Source organism: Micromonospora lupini str. Lupac 08, from assembly GCF_000297395.2.
Lineage (GTDB): Bacteria > Actinomycetota > Actinomycetes > Mycobacteriales > Micromonosporaceae > Micromonospora > Micromonospora lupini.
On the sequence record NZ_HF570108.1, the window covers coordinates 5,754,173 to 5,767,101 of the forward strand.

General features: G+C 70.9%; 15 protein-coding genes. 4 read left to right on the top strand and 11 right to left on the bottom strand.

The window, feature by feature from the left end; all coding sequences use genetic code 11:
- Positions 1 to 7: 7 nt before the first annotated feature.
- From MILUP08_RS27220 to MILUP08_RS27240, 5 genes are all read right to left on the bottom strand, one after another.
- Entirely contained in the window at positions 8 to 400 is a 393-nt protein-coding gene (locus MILUP08_RS27220) for a hypothetical protein (RefSeq protein WP_007463826.1), read from the bottom strand.
- Positions 397 to 984 carry a hypothetical protein gene (locus MILUP08_RS27225; protein ID WP_007463829.1) on the bottom strand — a complete coding sequence of 196 codons (588 nt, stop codon included), beginning with the start codon at positions 982 to 984 and terminating at the stop codon, positions 397 to 399. Before MILUP08_RS27225 ends, MILUP08_RS27220 begins: the two co-directional genes overlap by 4 nt.
- A gap of 80 nt (positions 985 to 1,064) precedes the next feature.
- On the bottom strand, positions 1,065 to 1,382 hold the full coding sequence (locus tag MILUP08_RS27230; RefSeq protein ID WP_007463831.1) for a hypothetical protein: 318 nt from the start codon (positions 1,380 to 1,382) through the stop codon (positions 1,065 to 1,067).
- Positions 1,383 to 1,451: 69 nt separating this feature from the next.
- A complete protein-coding gene (locus tag MILUP08_RS27235; RefSeq protein WP_007463833.1) occupies positions 1,452 to 1,997 on the bottom strand; it encodes a hypothetical protein in 546 nt (181 codons plus the stop codon).
- 35 nt (positions 1,998 to 2,032) lie between these two features.
- Complete coding sequence (locus MILUP08_RS27240; protein ID WP_007463835.1) at positions 2,033 to 2,572, bottom strand: MauE/DoxX family redox-associated membrane protein; 540 nt, start codon at positions 2,570 to 2,572, stop codon at positions 2,033 to 2,035.
- Between the two features lie 203 nt (positions 2,573 to 2,775).
- Here MILUP08_RS27240 and MILUP08_RS27245 point away from each other — a divergent pair, with 203 nt between their 5' ends.
- Positions 2,776 to 3,546, top strand: a complete 771-nt coding sequence (locus MILUP08_RS27245) for an AfsR/SARP family transcriptional regulator (protein WP_039908883.1) — start codon at positions 2,776 to 2,778, stop codon at positions 3,544 to 3,546.
- On the opposite strand, the gene MILUP08_RS27250 is transcribed toward MILUP08_RS27245, so the two are convergent.
- The 5 genes from MILUP08_RS27250 to MILUP08_RS27275 form a co-directional block, all read right to left on the bottom strand.
- Positions 3,512 to 4,528 (bottom strand): YihY/virulence factor BrkB family protein, encoded by a 1,017-nt coding sequence (locus MILUP08_RS27250; RefSeq protein ID WP_007463840.1) that lies wholly within the window; start codon positions 4,526 to 4,528, stop codon positions 3,512 to 3,514. The two genes, MILUP08_RS27245 and MILUP08_RS27250, sit on opposite strands and share 35 nt — an antisense overlap.
- A 190-nt stretch (positions 4,529 to 4,718) precedes the next feature.
- Positions 4,719 to 5,528 carry an ABC transporter permease gene (locus tag MILUP08_RS27255; protein ID WP_007463842.1) on the bottom strand — a complete coding sequence of 270 codons (810 nt, stop codon included), beginning with the start codon at positions 5,526 to 5,528 and terminating at the stop codon, positions 4,719 to 4,721.
- A 9-nt stretch (positions 5,529 to 5,537) separates the two neighbouring features.
- Positions 5,538 to 6,335, bottom strand: coding sequence for an ABC transporter permease (locus MILUP08_RS27260; RefSeq protein ID WP_007463844.1), 798 nt, complete (start codon positions 6,333 to 6,335; stop codon positions 5,538 to 5,540).
- A gap of 598 nt (positions 6,336 to 6,933) precedes the next feature.
- Positions 6,934 to 7,128, bottom strand: a complete 195-nt coding sequence (locus MILUP08_RS27270; RefSeq protein ID WP_007463846.1) for a DUF397 domain-containing protein — start codon at positions 7,126 to 7,128, stop codon at positions 6,934 to 6,936.
- Complete coding sequence (locus MILUP08_RS27275; RefSeq protein WP_193376584.1) at positions 7,119 to 7,922, bottom strand: helix-turn-helix domain-containing protein; 804 nt, start codon at positions 7,920 to 7,922, stop codon at positions 7,119 to 7,121. The genes MILUP08_RS27270 and MILUP08_RS27275 overlap by 10 nt, the downstream gene beginning before the upstream one ends.
- 283 nt (positions 7,923 to 8,205) lie before the next feature.
- Here MILUP08_RS27275 and MILUP08_RS27280 point away from each other — a divergent pair, with 283 nt between their 5' ends.
- The gene (locus tag MILUP08_RS27280; protein WP_007463852.1) at positions 8,206 to 8,442 is read left to right on the top strand and encodes a hypothetical protein; all 237 of its coding nucleotides are present in this window, start codon (positions 8,206 to 8,208) and stop codon (positions 8,440 to 8,442) included.
- A 35-nt stretch (positions 8,443 to 8,477) separates the two neighbouring features.
- On the opposite strand, the gene MILUP08_RS27285 is transcribed toward MILUP08_RS27280, so the two are convergent.
- Complete coding sequence (locus MILUP08_RS27285) at positions 8,478 to 9,410, bottom strand: ABC transporter ATP-binding protein (protein WP_007463854.1); 933 nt, start codon at positions 9,408 to 9,410, stop codon at positions 8,478 to 8,480.
- A 140-nt stretch (positions 9,411 to 9,550) separates the two neighbouring features.
- Here MILUP08_RS27285 and MILUP08_RS27290 point away from each other — a divergent pair, with 140 nt between their 5' ends.
- Together MILUP08_RS27290 and MILUP08_RS27295 are read left to right on the top strand one after the other, a co-directional pair.
- On the top strand, positions 9,551 to 11,911 hold the full coding sequence (locus tag MILUP08_RS27290; protein ID WP_007463856.1) for a TRAP transporter permease: 2,361 nt from the start codon (positions 9,551 to 9,553) through the stop codon (positions 11,909 to 11,911).
- A complete protein-coding gene (locus MILUP08_RS27295) occupies positions 11,908 to 12,927 on the top strand; it encodes a TAXI family TRAP transporter solute-binding subunit (RefSeq protein WP_007463858.1) in 1,020 nt (339 codons plus the stop codon). Before MILUP08_RS27290 ends, MILUP08_RS27295 begins: the two co-directional genes overlap by 4 nt.
- Positions 12,928 to 12,929 lie beyond the last annotated feature (2 nt).

Below are 12,929 nucleotides of genomic sequence, written 5' to 3' on the forward strand. Positions count from 1 at the left end.
TTCGTGATCAGTCGTCCTGCACGCAGGCGTGCAGGGGTGAGTGCGCGGCGACCGGCGAACCGAACATGATCTGCCGCCAGTCGCCGGTGAAGGTGAAGAAGCCGGCCGTGGTCCGTGCGCCGAGGCGGTGCGGGATGCGCGACCCGGAGATGTGCTCCGGCACCGACCCCATCCCGTAGACGCTCTCCAACGTCGGCCACACGGAGATGCTCAACAGCGTCCGGGCGCCCCAGTCGACGAGCAACCGGCTGCCGATCAGCTCGGGCAACCGTCGCCGGACCGCCCGCTTGATCCGCAGGTGCAGCACCACCAACCGCAGCAGGACGAGCCGCGACGGGCACTCGAACCGGGTGATCACCACCTGCCCACCGGCCGGATCCGGCCGGAAGACCGGGGTCACCCCCAGTTCAGCAGCGATGCCTGAGCCACTGCCGCGACCAGCAGCGTCGCGCCGGACCACCGCCGGATGATCCTCTGCCAGTCCTGCCATCTCCGTCCCTTCTCCTCGTCGATCGGCGTCGTCGTCGGCTTACGGATGCTCAGCGCCACCATCGACAGCACCGCCAGGACGGCCACCACGACCAGCGTCGTCGGCAACGCCGCCGGACTCAGCAGCACCAGCGCCGCCAGCGCCACCCACAGGAACGAGGTGGTCTTCTGGGTGGTGAACAGCAGGGCCAAATCGAAGCCCCACACCACTCCCAGCGAACCGGGTGGCAGCGTCCGGACCAGCGACTGCGGCACCTGCCGCCACACGTGCGGAGTCCGTTGCCGCAGATCCGCCACGCCGAAGCCGAGCGCCACCACGATCACCAGTCCGACCCGTACCGCCTCCGGCAGCACCGCGGTGACCCCGGTGGCGAGCAGGTAGAACGGGACCGCGAGGACCGCCGCGCCCAGGATCCCGCCGACCAGCAGGCCGAGCAGGAACCGGGTCCCGCCCCATCGGTCGTCCCGCAACATCGGGCCGGCGACCCCGGCCATGGAGACGCCTCAAGGGCTGTAGCCCTGCAGGATCGCCCCCAGCAGGGCGACGCCGATCCAGACCTCCACCGGTCAGGCCGTCAGCAGTTCGAGGTGCAGGTGCACTTGCCGGCGGAGGCGTTGTACGAGCCGTCGGCACGCTTCCGCTCGCAGCACTGGCAGCGGTAGATCGGCCCCACCGTGCCGAACGTGCAGGTCCACACGTAGTGGCTGGCGTTCAGGCAGGTCGTCATGCTGATGTTCGGTGGCACGTAGTCGAGGGTGCAGCAGTTCCAGTTGGCAGCCTGGGCCGGCGACCCCTTGGCGAAGACCGCGACGGCGGCGGCCAGCCCGCCGGCGCCGATACCGCGCAGTACGCCCCGTCGTTTGACCGAGGACTTGGGGACGGCAGTGGTCATGACACCTCCTGTGTGAGATGGGCTGTCGGGTGCCGTGCCCGTCGCACGTCACCCGGGATCCTGGTGCGCTCACGCCTCCTGGGCGGAGTGGGCGGAGTGCAGGTGGCCGGTCGCGGCGAGGGCGCTGTCGAGCGTCCAGAAGAGCAGCGCGGTGTCCAGGCGACCGTTGCGGAACAGCAGGGCCGCCGGGCTGGAGTCGACGTTGAACTCCCCGGTGCTCCACGCGCCGCCGTGGTCCAGGTACGGCTTGGCCCGCTCCAGCTCGTGCCGGCGGATGAAGTCCTCGCCGCGCTCGCGGACACCGCAGGAGACCACCACGCCGAAGTCGATCCCACGGTCCAGGGCGTCCGGCACCTGGGCGGCGATCTGCTCGCAGCTCGCGCACGAGGAGCTGAGCACCAGCACCAGGGCGCGCTCGCGGTCGCGCAGGTGCGCCAACTCCGCCGGCCAGTTCAGCGACTCGGCGCCCAACCGGGCGTTCTCCAGGGGTTCGACCTGGGCCGTCGGCTCGTTGCTCTGCTCCGGCAATCGCGCCGCCAACTGGCCGAGCATCGCGAAAAACAGCACCATCGTTCCGGCGAGAACCAGCAGGACGAAAGCAAGGAACATGGTCATGGCGTTCATTACCCTTCGTGGTGGAGAAGCGCCCGTCACACCCGGTCGGATTGCGGGAAGAGCGGTCGTACGATCGGGAGAATCCAGCGACGGTTGGCGTAGAGCGACAGCAGCAGCGCGGCAAGCGCGGCACCGATCACCGGCCCCGCCGGCTCGTTGGCGGCGACGTCGGCGACGGCGAGGTTGCCGACCGCGACGGCCAGCAGACCGACGCCGAGGGCAATGTTGACCGGCCCGAACGGAGCACCCTCGGTGCGGCCGAAACACCCGCACGGCTCCTCGCTGCCCCGCACCGCGCCGACCAGACCGACCACCGCGAACGACAGCCCCAGCGCCGCCACCAGCAGCGCACCCGCTCGCCGAGTGGGCTCCACGACCACGGCCACCGCGGCGCACAGTTCGAGCAGGGCCACCAGCCGGACGAGGCCGGACCCGGACGCCCAGGGCAGCCCGATCTCCCGGAGAGCGCGCCCCAACTGCGCGCCGTCCACGGTCTTCGCGGCGGCAGCCTGCATCAGCAGCGCCGCCGCCACACAGTTGACGAATAGGATGCCGACAATGGATATTGAAGCCACAACGGGCTCCTTCCCCGCTATTAGCGGAAGCGCGTCGTTACTGGCACTCTGACCCATCGACTCATTCGTACGGCACATCCCCGGCACCGCGACCGCACGGATCCGTCATCGTCATGTCATCGGCGAGCATGACTCGGCTGGCGCCCGTGCTGGTGAGCCTTGGCACGGCTCTGCGGGCCAACCGGCCCATCGAACGGAGAAACGTGGAATTCGCCATTCTCGGCCCGCTGGAGGTTCGCTCCTCAGGCACGCCGGTGGATCTGCCCGCACCCCGCCAACGACGGATCCTGGCCGCGCTCCTGGTCGCCAGCGAGGGCTGGCTGTCGGTCAACCGCCTGATCGAGGCGTGCTGGGACGACGCGGGGCCGTGGACCGCCCGCAAGCAGGTGCAGAACCAGGTCGGGGCGCTGCGGCGGCACCTCGTCCGACACGGCGGTGACGCGAACATCGTGGTCACCCGCCCCGACGGCTACCAACTGGACGTCTCGGACGCGTACGTGGACGCGCGGGAGTTCGCCGAGACCGTCCGACGGGCCCGGCAGGCCACCGAGATCGACACGACTCGCGCCGCCACCCTCTACCAGGACGCGTTGACCCTGTGGCGCGGCCCCGCGCTGGACGGGCTGAACAGCCCTTCACTGGAACCCGCAGCCGCGCGACTGGCCGAACTGCGGCTGCTCGCCGCCGAGGAGCGCTACGACCTGGAGCTGCGGCTCGGCCGGCATCGCCAGGTGCTGGCCGACCTCATCGAGCTGGCCGCCGAACACCCATCCCGGGAACGCCTACAGGCCCTGCTCATGCTGGCGCTGCACCGGGAGGGCCGACAGGTGGAGGCGCACGGCGTCTACCGGCGCCTGCACGACCACCTCGCGGAGGAACTCGGGACCGGGCCGGGTGGCGAACTGCGGGAGCTGCGGGAGCGGCTGCTCTGCGACCGGGTCACCGCTTGGCAGCCGAATTCCGCTTCTTCCTGAGCTTGCGGTCGTCGCGCAGCTCCACGTACGGCTCTTCGTCGACGGAGTGGCCGGCCGAGATGGCCCGGCCGCGCTCCAACTCGGCATCGAACTCGGCCCCCAACAGGATCGCGATGTTGCTGAGCCACAGCCAGACCAAGAAGATGATCACACCGGCCAGCGCACCGTACGTCTTGTTGTACGAGCCGAAGTTGCTCACGTAGAGGGCGAACAGACCGGAGATCACCAGCCAGATCACCACGGCGAGCACCCCACCCGGGCTGACCCAGCGGAACCCGCCGTGCCGGGCGTTCGGCGAGGCCCAGTAGAGGATGGCGAACATCAGGCTGACCAGGAGCAGCAGCACCGGCCACTTGGCGACGTCCCAGACCGTGACGGCCGTCGAGCCGAGGCCGACCACGTCCCCGACCGTCTCGGCGAGGCGGCCGGTGAAGACCACGATCACCGCACTGGCCAGCAGCAGCACCCCGACCACCGCGGTCACGCCGAGCCGGATCGGCAGCGTCTTCCAGATCGGCCGGCCCTCGGGCACGTCGTAGATGCTGTTCGAGGCGCGCATGAACGCGCCGATGTAGCCCGACGCGGACCAGAACGCGGCCAGCAGACCGATGATCGCCGCGACGCTGGCCAGGCCTCCGCTGCCCTGCGCCTGGGTGATCGCACCCTCGATGATCTGCTGGATGCTGTCGTTGGGCACCGCCTGGTTGACCGTGTCCCGGACGCCGTTTGTGGCGCTCGTGCCGAGCAGGCCGAGGATGGAGATCAGCACCAGCAGGCCCGGGAAGATGGACAGCACCCCGTAGTAGGTGAGCGCCGCCGCCCAGTCGGTCAGGCTGTCGTCCTGGAACTCGGTGACCGTGCGGCGTAGCGCCGCCTTCCAGCCGCTGCCGGGCAGATCGGTGGGGCTGGCCGGCCCGGCGTCGGGCCCGACCGGCTCGCTGCGCTCACGCTGCCGGTGGGCGGAAGACTCGTCGGAGGCCATCGCCCCTCCTCTTCGTCGGCGGTGTCGGCTCGTCGGCGCTGTCGCCGTCGTCGGCGGTGTTGCCGTCGTCGGCGGTGTTGCCGTCGTCGGCGGTGTCGCCGTCGTCGGCACTGGTGCCGTCGTCGGCACTGGTGCCTTCGTCGGCGGTGTCGCCTGGAGGACATGCCCCGCGAAGGGCGGCGGATAACCCCTACGGGTAGAGCAACCTGCCCATCCGCCGCGACGCCACCAGCAGGCCGGCCGCCAGCATCGCCAGCAGGTAGAGCACGTCGAGCAGCCAGAGCCAACCCCCGGTGCCCAGCGCGATGCCACGGACCAGGTGCACCGCCCGGTACAGCGGGGTGACCTCGACCAGCCAGTGCAGCAGGGTCGGGTACGCCTGCGCCGGCACGAAGGTGCCGGAGAAGAGGAACAGCGTGAACTGCGCGGAGGCCACCAGGTCGAAATCCTGCCAACTGCGCATGAAGGTGGAGATCGCCATGCCGAGCGCCCCGAACGCGAACCCGACAAGCACCGCGGCCGGCAGGGTGGTCAGCGCGTGGACGACGCTCGTCAGATCCAAGGCGATCATCACGCCGAGGAACGCGGCCGAGTAGGCGCTGCCCCGCAGCATCGCCCAGCCCAGCTCACCGACGGCGATCTCGAACGGCCGTACCGGGGTGGCGATCATCCCGTCGTACAGCTTCATGTACTTCATCTTGCCGAAGAAGTTGAATGTGGTCTCCGAGAGCGCCCCGGTCATCGCGGACGAGGCCAGCATCGCCGGCGCCACGAACTCGGCGTACGACACCAGCCGCCCACCGGGCAGTGGCAGGTCGCCGACGAGCGTCCCGACGCCCACGCCGATGGAGAGCAGGTAGAGCAGCGGCTCCACGAAGCCGGAGAGCAGCAGCAGCCAGTAGACCGACTTCAGCGCGGCGACGTTGCGCTCGACCACCGACGCCGACCGCCGGGACGCGGCGGAGACGTCGACGAGCCGGGGCAGGACCAGCGTGACCACGGGATCTCCCTAGACGATGAGCTTGCGGCGGAAGGTGCGCAGCGCCAGCAGCGAACCGACAGCCGCCCAGGCAGCCAGGTAGAGCAGGTGCCCGGCGACCGACCACTGTGGGGCGACACCGAGGGTCGCCGCACGGCACAGGTCGACGGCGTGCCACAGCGGCGTCACGTACGCCAGCCAGCGCAGCGCCTCGGGCAGCGACTCGACCGGGAAGAACACGCCTGCGAACAGCGTCATCGGGATGACCGCGAACCGGAACAGCATCGCCAGCCAACTGTCGCTGGACACCACCGCCGCGTACGCGAAGGTCGGCGCGGCCACGGCCAGCCCGAGCAGCGCCACCACCGGCAGGGTGGCCACCGCCCACGGCGACCGCAACGCCCCGAACAGGCCGGTGACCAGCAGGAAAGCCGCGATCGTCGTGAGCACCCGGAACAGCACGAAGGCCAGTTGCCCGGCCAGGATGTCACCGACCCGCAGCGGCGACGCCGTCTGCGAGAAGTAGGTCTTGATCCAATGGAACTTGCTGAACACCGGCCACGTCGAGTCGCCCACCGTTACCTGGAGCGCCGTCGAGGCGATCAGCCCGGGGACCAGCCAGTCGAGATAGCGCACCCCGTCGACGCCCTGGTCGATGTACGCACCGACGCCCAGCCCGAAGCCGAGCACGGTCAGCACCGGCAGCAGGAACGACGAGAACACCCCGGCCCGCCAGGTGCGACGAAGCCCGACCAGGTTGTGCTCGAACACCGCGTACGCCGGCACCCACGGCACCCGCGTCCGCTGCGCCACACTCACCACGACCACCCCCGTCCCCGACCTTTCTACCCCCGGGGTACGACAGGCCGCCGGTCACCCTACGACGCCCCCGTCGACGTGTCGCCCGGGTTTCGACGCACCCGCGCCGGCGACCAACCCAGGTCCCCCGAAACCGCGGTGTCCCGGCGCGCTCGCGTCCGGTGATCGACTCGGGTTCACCGAAACCGTGGGGTCCGAGCCCGCTCGCGCCCACGATCGACTCGGGTTCACCGAAACCGCGGGGTCCGAGCCCGCTCGCGCCCACGATCGGCTCGGGTTCACCGAAACCGCGGGGTCCGAGCCCGCTCGCGCCCACGATCGACTCGGGTTCACCGAAACCGGGGTGTCCACAGCGCTGCGACGCCACGGTTTGCAGGAAATCGAGTCGATCTAGGCGGCTGGGGCGGTCCGAAGCACCGGGCGACCGGCGACCGGCGGCAGCGCGCCGTGCTCACGGCAGATTGACGCCACGATCCACCTGGCGAGTCCCGGGGCGCCGGCCTCGACACCCCCCACATCGGCGATGTGGCGGCATCCCACCGCACGGACACACCCGTATCGCCGACCTGGCGCGCGTTCGTCGTGCTCGGCGCAGTCGCCGAGTTGATCAACCCGCGCGAAGGGCGCCGTGCCCGACGAACGCGCGCCACGCGTCCGGTGCGAAGACCAGCACCGGGCCGGTCGGGTCCTTCGAGTCACGAACGGCCACCAACCCGGACAGGTTGTCGGCCACCTCCACGCAGGCGCCACCGCTGCCGTTGCTGCGGGTGCTCTTGCGCCAGCGGGCGCCGGTCAGCTCCATGTCTCCGCCACTTCCGCGATCAGGTCGAGGGACTGCTGCTGCGATAGTGCCTCACCCCGGATCGACTCCCACACCTCGACCATCTGCCGTACGTACTCGGCGCGGTCGATCACCTGTCCGTGGCGCTGTCCGTCCAGGAAGACGACATCCTCGCCGGAGGACGCGGTGGCGATCACGAAGGGACCATCGAGCCCAGCGTACGCACCGGCACTGAGCGGCACGACCTGGATTCGGACCCGGGGCAGGGCCGAGCCGAGCTTCACCAGGTGTCGCAACTGCTCGCGCATCACTTCCGGGCCGCCGACGCACCGGCGCAGCGCGTACTCGTCGACGACCACGCTGAGCAGCGGCGGCCGGTCCCGGGTGAGCACGCCCTGCCGGTCGAGTCGGGCGGTCACCTGCTGCTCGACCTCGTCGGCAGCGAAAAGCCCGGCACCGGCCAGGATGGCGCGGGCGTACCCCTCGGTCTGCACCAGGCCCGGCACGTAGACCGGCTCGTACCACCGCAGGGCGGTGGTCTCCTGCTCGATGCCGGCCCAGTCACGGAACCACGGCACCACCGCCTCCCGGCTGATCCGACGCTGGATGCGTTCGAAGCGCCCGTCGGCCGCGAACACGGCGTCACACCGTCGCGCGAAGTCCAGGCTCGGCCGCCGCTCGGACGTTTCCACCTTGGCGACCAGCGCCCCCGAGTAGCTCAGGGCCTCGGCCAGCGTCGCCTGGGACATGCCACCGGCGGCCCGGGCCAGCCGCAGCTCCTCCGCGAAGTGCTCCAGCATGGACGAACTCTCCACGGACAGCCTCCGTACATCCTCGGACCGTGCCGGGCCGATCACCGCACGCGCCGGTCGTCGGCGCGCGCAACGTCCCACGGTAGTCGGATCCTCAGCAGACTGTCACGCAGCGGAACCGCTCACGGGTGCAGGACGGCGGGCGGAACCAGGCCGGGAGCGTCCCGGGACCACGGTCCGGGGCGCTCCCCTCCCACTCGACGGAGGTTCCCGTGCGACTCACGTGCCGGCGACGCGCCCGCCCGAACGGCGGCCACTTGTTGGCTCGGGATCGGGTCAGCCGCTGATGCCCCGGTACCGCCCGCACGTGGCGGCGCGCCCCTCCTGGCGCTGCCGGGTCTGCGGCGCCGCGTGGCCGTGCTCGCCCGCGCGGCTGGCGTTGCTCGGGGAGTACCGCGAGAACCGGACCGGCCTGCTCATCTACCTCGCCACGCTGCTCCAGGAGGCGGACGGGGACCTCGCGAACCAGCTCGGACACGACCGCCTGCGCGACCGCTTCCTCACCTGGGCCAGGCCCCGATGACCGGAGAGCGGCCGGAAAGCAGCGGCGGCGGCCCGTCAGTCGATCAGGGTGCGGCCGGTCAGGTGCAGGAACACGTCCTCCAGGCCGCTGCGCCGCACCAGCACGTTGGCCGGGTTGAGCCCCAACGCGGTGACCTCGGCGACCGCCGCGTCACCGTCGGGGACGTAGAGCAGGACCCGGTCGGGCAGCACCTCGACCCGCTCCCCCAGACCGTCGAGCTTGCCGGCGAAGGGCTCCTGCGACTCGGCCGCGAAACGCAGCTCGACCACCTCGCGGGTGGAGTGCTCCTCGATCAGCGCGCGGGGTGAACCCTCGGCGACGATCCGCCCGCCGTCCATGACCACCAGCCGGTCGCAGAGCTGCTCGGCCTCGTCCATGTAGTGCGTGGTGAGCACCAGCGTCACGCCCTGCTGCTTGAGCCGGAACAGCCGCTCCCACACCAGGTGCCGGGCCTGCGGGTCGAGCCCGGTGGTCGGCTCGTCGAGCAGCACGATCTCCGGGTCGTTGACGAGCGCGCGGGCGATGGTCAGCCGACGCTTCATCCCGCCGGAGAGCGGCTCGACCTTGCTGTCGGCCCGCTCGGTGAGCTGAACGAAGTCGAGCAGCTCGGCGGCCCGCTCCCGGGCCACCCGACGCGGGATGCCGAAGTAGCGGGCGTACACCGTGAGGTTTTCCCGGACGGTCAGCTCCGGATCGAGATTGTCCATCTGCGGGCACACGCCGAGGCGGGCCCGGATCGCCGGCCCGTCGCGGACCGGATCCAGGTCGAGGATGCGCAGCTCACCGCCGCTCGGTGGGGAGATGCAGCCGACCATCCGCATGGTGGAGGACTTGCCGGCGCCGTTGGGCCCGAGGAAACCGAACGCCTCTCCCGAGCGCACCTCGACGTCGATGCCGTCGACGGCGGTGAAGTCACCGAACCGCTTCACCAGCCCACGAGCCTGAATCAGTGGTCGCCCCGAAATCACCGCCCGACCCTAACCGCCAGGTCCGACAAACCTCCATGCAAATACCCGCCCGCCAGCCGGTCACCCCGTGTCCGAGCCAACGGCGGCGAAACGCCGATTGATGCCCCACCCGTCGGTCAATCGACGTGTATCGTCCCTTTGTGTCGCCCATCAGCTCGCCCGATGGTTCGTCGTCACCTCCCCGACCAGCCAACTCTCCCGCCGACGGGCCCGCAACGAACCCCGCCGACGGGCCCGCAACGCACCCCGCCGGTGAGCCCGCAACGCACCCCGCCGGTGAGCCCGCAACCAGCCCCGGCGGCGGGCCACCCCGGCCACGACCGGGAGCCGAGCCGGCCGAGCCCGCCGAACCCGACGGCGCCCACTCGCCCAGTCCCACCACCCTCGCTACCAAGCCCCACCAGACCGGGCGCGACCCGGACAAGCCCGACCCGAGTGGGCCGGACCCGAGCGGGCTCGGCGTCGCCGAGCGGGCGTCTCGGGATCTGGCCGCCCAGTTCGAGGACGAGAAGCCGGGTCGGGTGCTCTCCGGGCCGGCGGGTCTGCTCCTCACCACGGCGGCGCTGGCGGTCGGCGCTCTCGCCCTCTGGCAGGTGTTCCGCCCCCTGTCGCAGGGCAGCAAGTATTACCTGATCATCTTCCTGGCCGGCGTGCTACCGCTGGTCTTCCTCGCCTACCCGGCCGACCTGCGGTTGCCGGGCCGTCTCCGCATCTGGCGAGGAAGGGCCTCGACGGGTCCGACCGTGAGCGACTGGGTTCTGGTCGCCCTGGCGGTCGCGGCCTGTCTCTACCCCGTCCTGCCGATCCGGATCGGCAGCGGTGGCGGCGGTTACAACGCCTTCCTCGACCGGCAGGGCCTGCTGACGCCGACGGATCTGGTGCTGGGCACGATCCTGCTGCTCCTGCTGCTCGAAGCGTGTCGACGTACCACCGGTTGGATCCTGCCCGCGGTCTGCCTGCTCTTCCTCGGCTACGGCTACTACGGCGGGTTTCTTCCGCAGTCCTGGCCGGTCGCGCACGCCGGGCTCGACTTCAGTCAACTGGTGGACGCGTTCTACAACTCCGACAGCGGCTTCTACGGCACGCCGCTCGACGTGGCCGCCTCGTACATCGTGCTGTTCACCATCTACGGCGCGGCGCTGGAGTTCTCCGGGGCCGGCCGGTTCTTCGTCGAGCTGTCGGCCGCGGCGTTCCGCCGCTCGCGTACCGCCGCCGGCCGGACGGCGGTGGCCTCCGGCTTCCTGCTCGGCACCGTCTCCGGCTCCGGCGCGGCGACGACGGTCAGCATCGGCGCGGTGACCTGGCCGCTGCTGCGCCGCGCCGGCTACCCGCCGGAGCGGGCCGGCGGCATGCTGGCCGCGGCCGGGGTGGGCGCCATCCTCTCCCCGCCCACGCTGGGCGCTGCGGCGTTCATCATCGCCGAGTACCTGGGCGTCTCGTACCTCCAGGTGCTGGGCTGGGCAACGGTGCCCACGGTGCTCTACTACCTCGGCATCCTGTTCGCCGTGGAGATCGATGCCCGCCGTTCCGGCGTACGTCCCGCGGTGATCGACGTCGGCTCGCCCTGGCGTCTGCTGGCCCGGTTCGGCTACCACTTCGCCTCGCTGATCGCCATCATCGTGTTCCTCGCGGTCGATGTCTCCGCGACGAGAGCTGTCGTCTTCGCCATCCTGCTCACCGTCGCGTTGTCGTTCCTGGACCGTGCGCACCGACTCACTCCGGGCCGGCTGGTGACCGCGCTGGTCACCGGCGTACGCGGCGTCCTTGCCGTCACCGCGGTGTGCGCCGCCGCCGGCATCATCACGGCGACCACCACGAAGACCGGCCTCGGGCCGCAGGCGGCGGCGCTGCTGATCGGCGGGGCCCAGGCCGTCACGTCGGACCCGACATTCGTGCTGGTGCTGACCGCGTTGCTCGCCGCCGTCGCGCTCACCCTGCTGGGCCTGGCCGTGCCGGTCACCGCGTCGTTCGTGATCGGCTGGGTGATCGTCGGTCCGGCCCTGCTCGATCTGGGCGTCACCGCGCCGGCGGCGGCGATGTTCGTCTTCTACTTCGCGGTGCTGTCCGAGGTGTCCCCACCGACCGCGCTCGCCGCGGTGGCCGCGGCGGCGGTCACCGGAGGCCGGCTGGTGCCGACCATGTGGCAGACCCTGCGGTACGCGCTGCCGGCGTACCTGATCCCGATCGCGTTCGTCATCACGCCGGCGGGTCTCGGTCTGCTCGGTATCGGTGGCGTCCAACGGATCGCCTTCGCCGCCGTGGTCACCGCGCTGAGCGTGGCGGTGCTCGCCGTTGCCGCCGGTGGTTGGTTGCCCGGCGTGGGCCGGGCCGGCGCCCCGGAACGTGTGCTGGGCGCCCTCGCCGGTGTCACCCTGCTCTGGCTCGAACCCGTGCCGGTCACGGTCGGCGCGGCGCTGGCCGCCGTCGCGGCGGCGGGTGTGTTCCTGCGACGCCGATCCGCCGGCCGACCCTCGACCAATCCTCTGAAGGAGAGACTGTGACACGAATCGACGTACGGCTCGCCGCGGGCCTGAGCGTGCTCGCCCTCGTCACGACGGGCGCCGCGGGTTGCGGAGGTCGGCAGGACGGCGCGGCCACCGACGATGCGGCAAGCGAGGTCACCTGCGAGGTGACCCAGGAGACCCGCGTCGGCATCGCCACCGGCAACGCGACAGGCGTCTACTACGCGGTCGGCAACGCCCTGGCCGGGCAGTTGTCCGGGGCGACCGGCGGCAAGCTCACCGGCACCGCCGCCGAGACCGGGGCGTCGGTGCAGAACGTCGAGCAACTGGTCGGTGGCCAGTACGACGTGGCGTTCTCGCTGTTCGACACGGCTGTCAACGCGGTCGAGGGCAAGGGCAGCTTCAGCGGGCCGCAGCCGGTGCAGGCGCTGGCCCGGATCTACGACAACTACACGCAGGTGGTGGTCCGCAACGACTCCGGGATCACCTCGGTGGCCGACATGCGGGGCAAGCGGATCTCCACCGGCTCGCCGAAGTCCGGCACGGAGGTGATCGCCAACCGGCTGTTGGAGGCCGCCGGCCTCGACCCGGCCAAGGACATCCGGGCGCAGCGACTGGACCTCACCAAGACGGTGGAGGGGGTCAAGGACGGCAGCGTCGACGGCTTCTTCTGGTCCGGTGGTCTGCCCACCGGGGGCCTGACCGACCTGTTCACCACGGCCGGCGACTCGGTGAGGTTCGTCGACATCTCGCCGTTGCTGCCGAAGATCACCACCTTGAGCCCCGGCTACCAGGCCGGGACGATCGGTCGGGACGCGTACCGGACGACCACCGACACTCCGACAATCGTCGTACCCAACGTGTTGCTGGTCCGCAAGGACCTGGACGCCAACGTCGCCTGCGCGATCACCCGGACGGTCTTCGACAAGCGCGACACGCTGGCCCAGGCCAACCCGGCGGCCAAGGGGATCTCGCTGGAGAACGCCCGCAGGACTCTGCCGGTGCCGCTGCACCGCGGCGCCGAGAAGGCGCTGAACGACCTCGGTGCGAACTGACC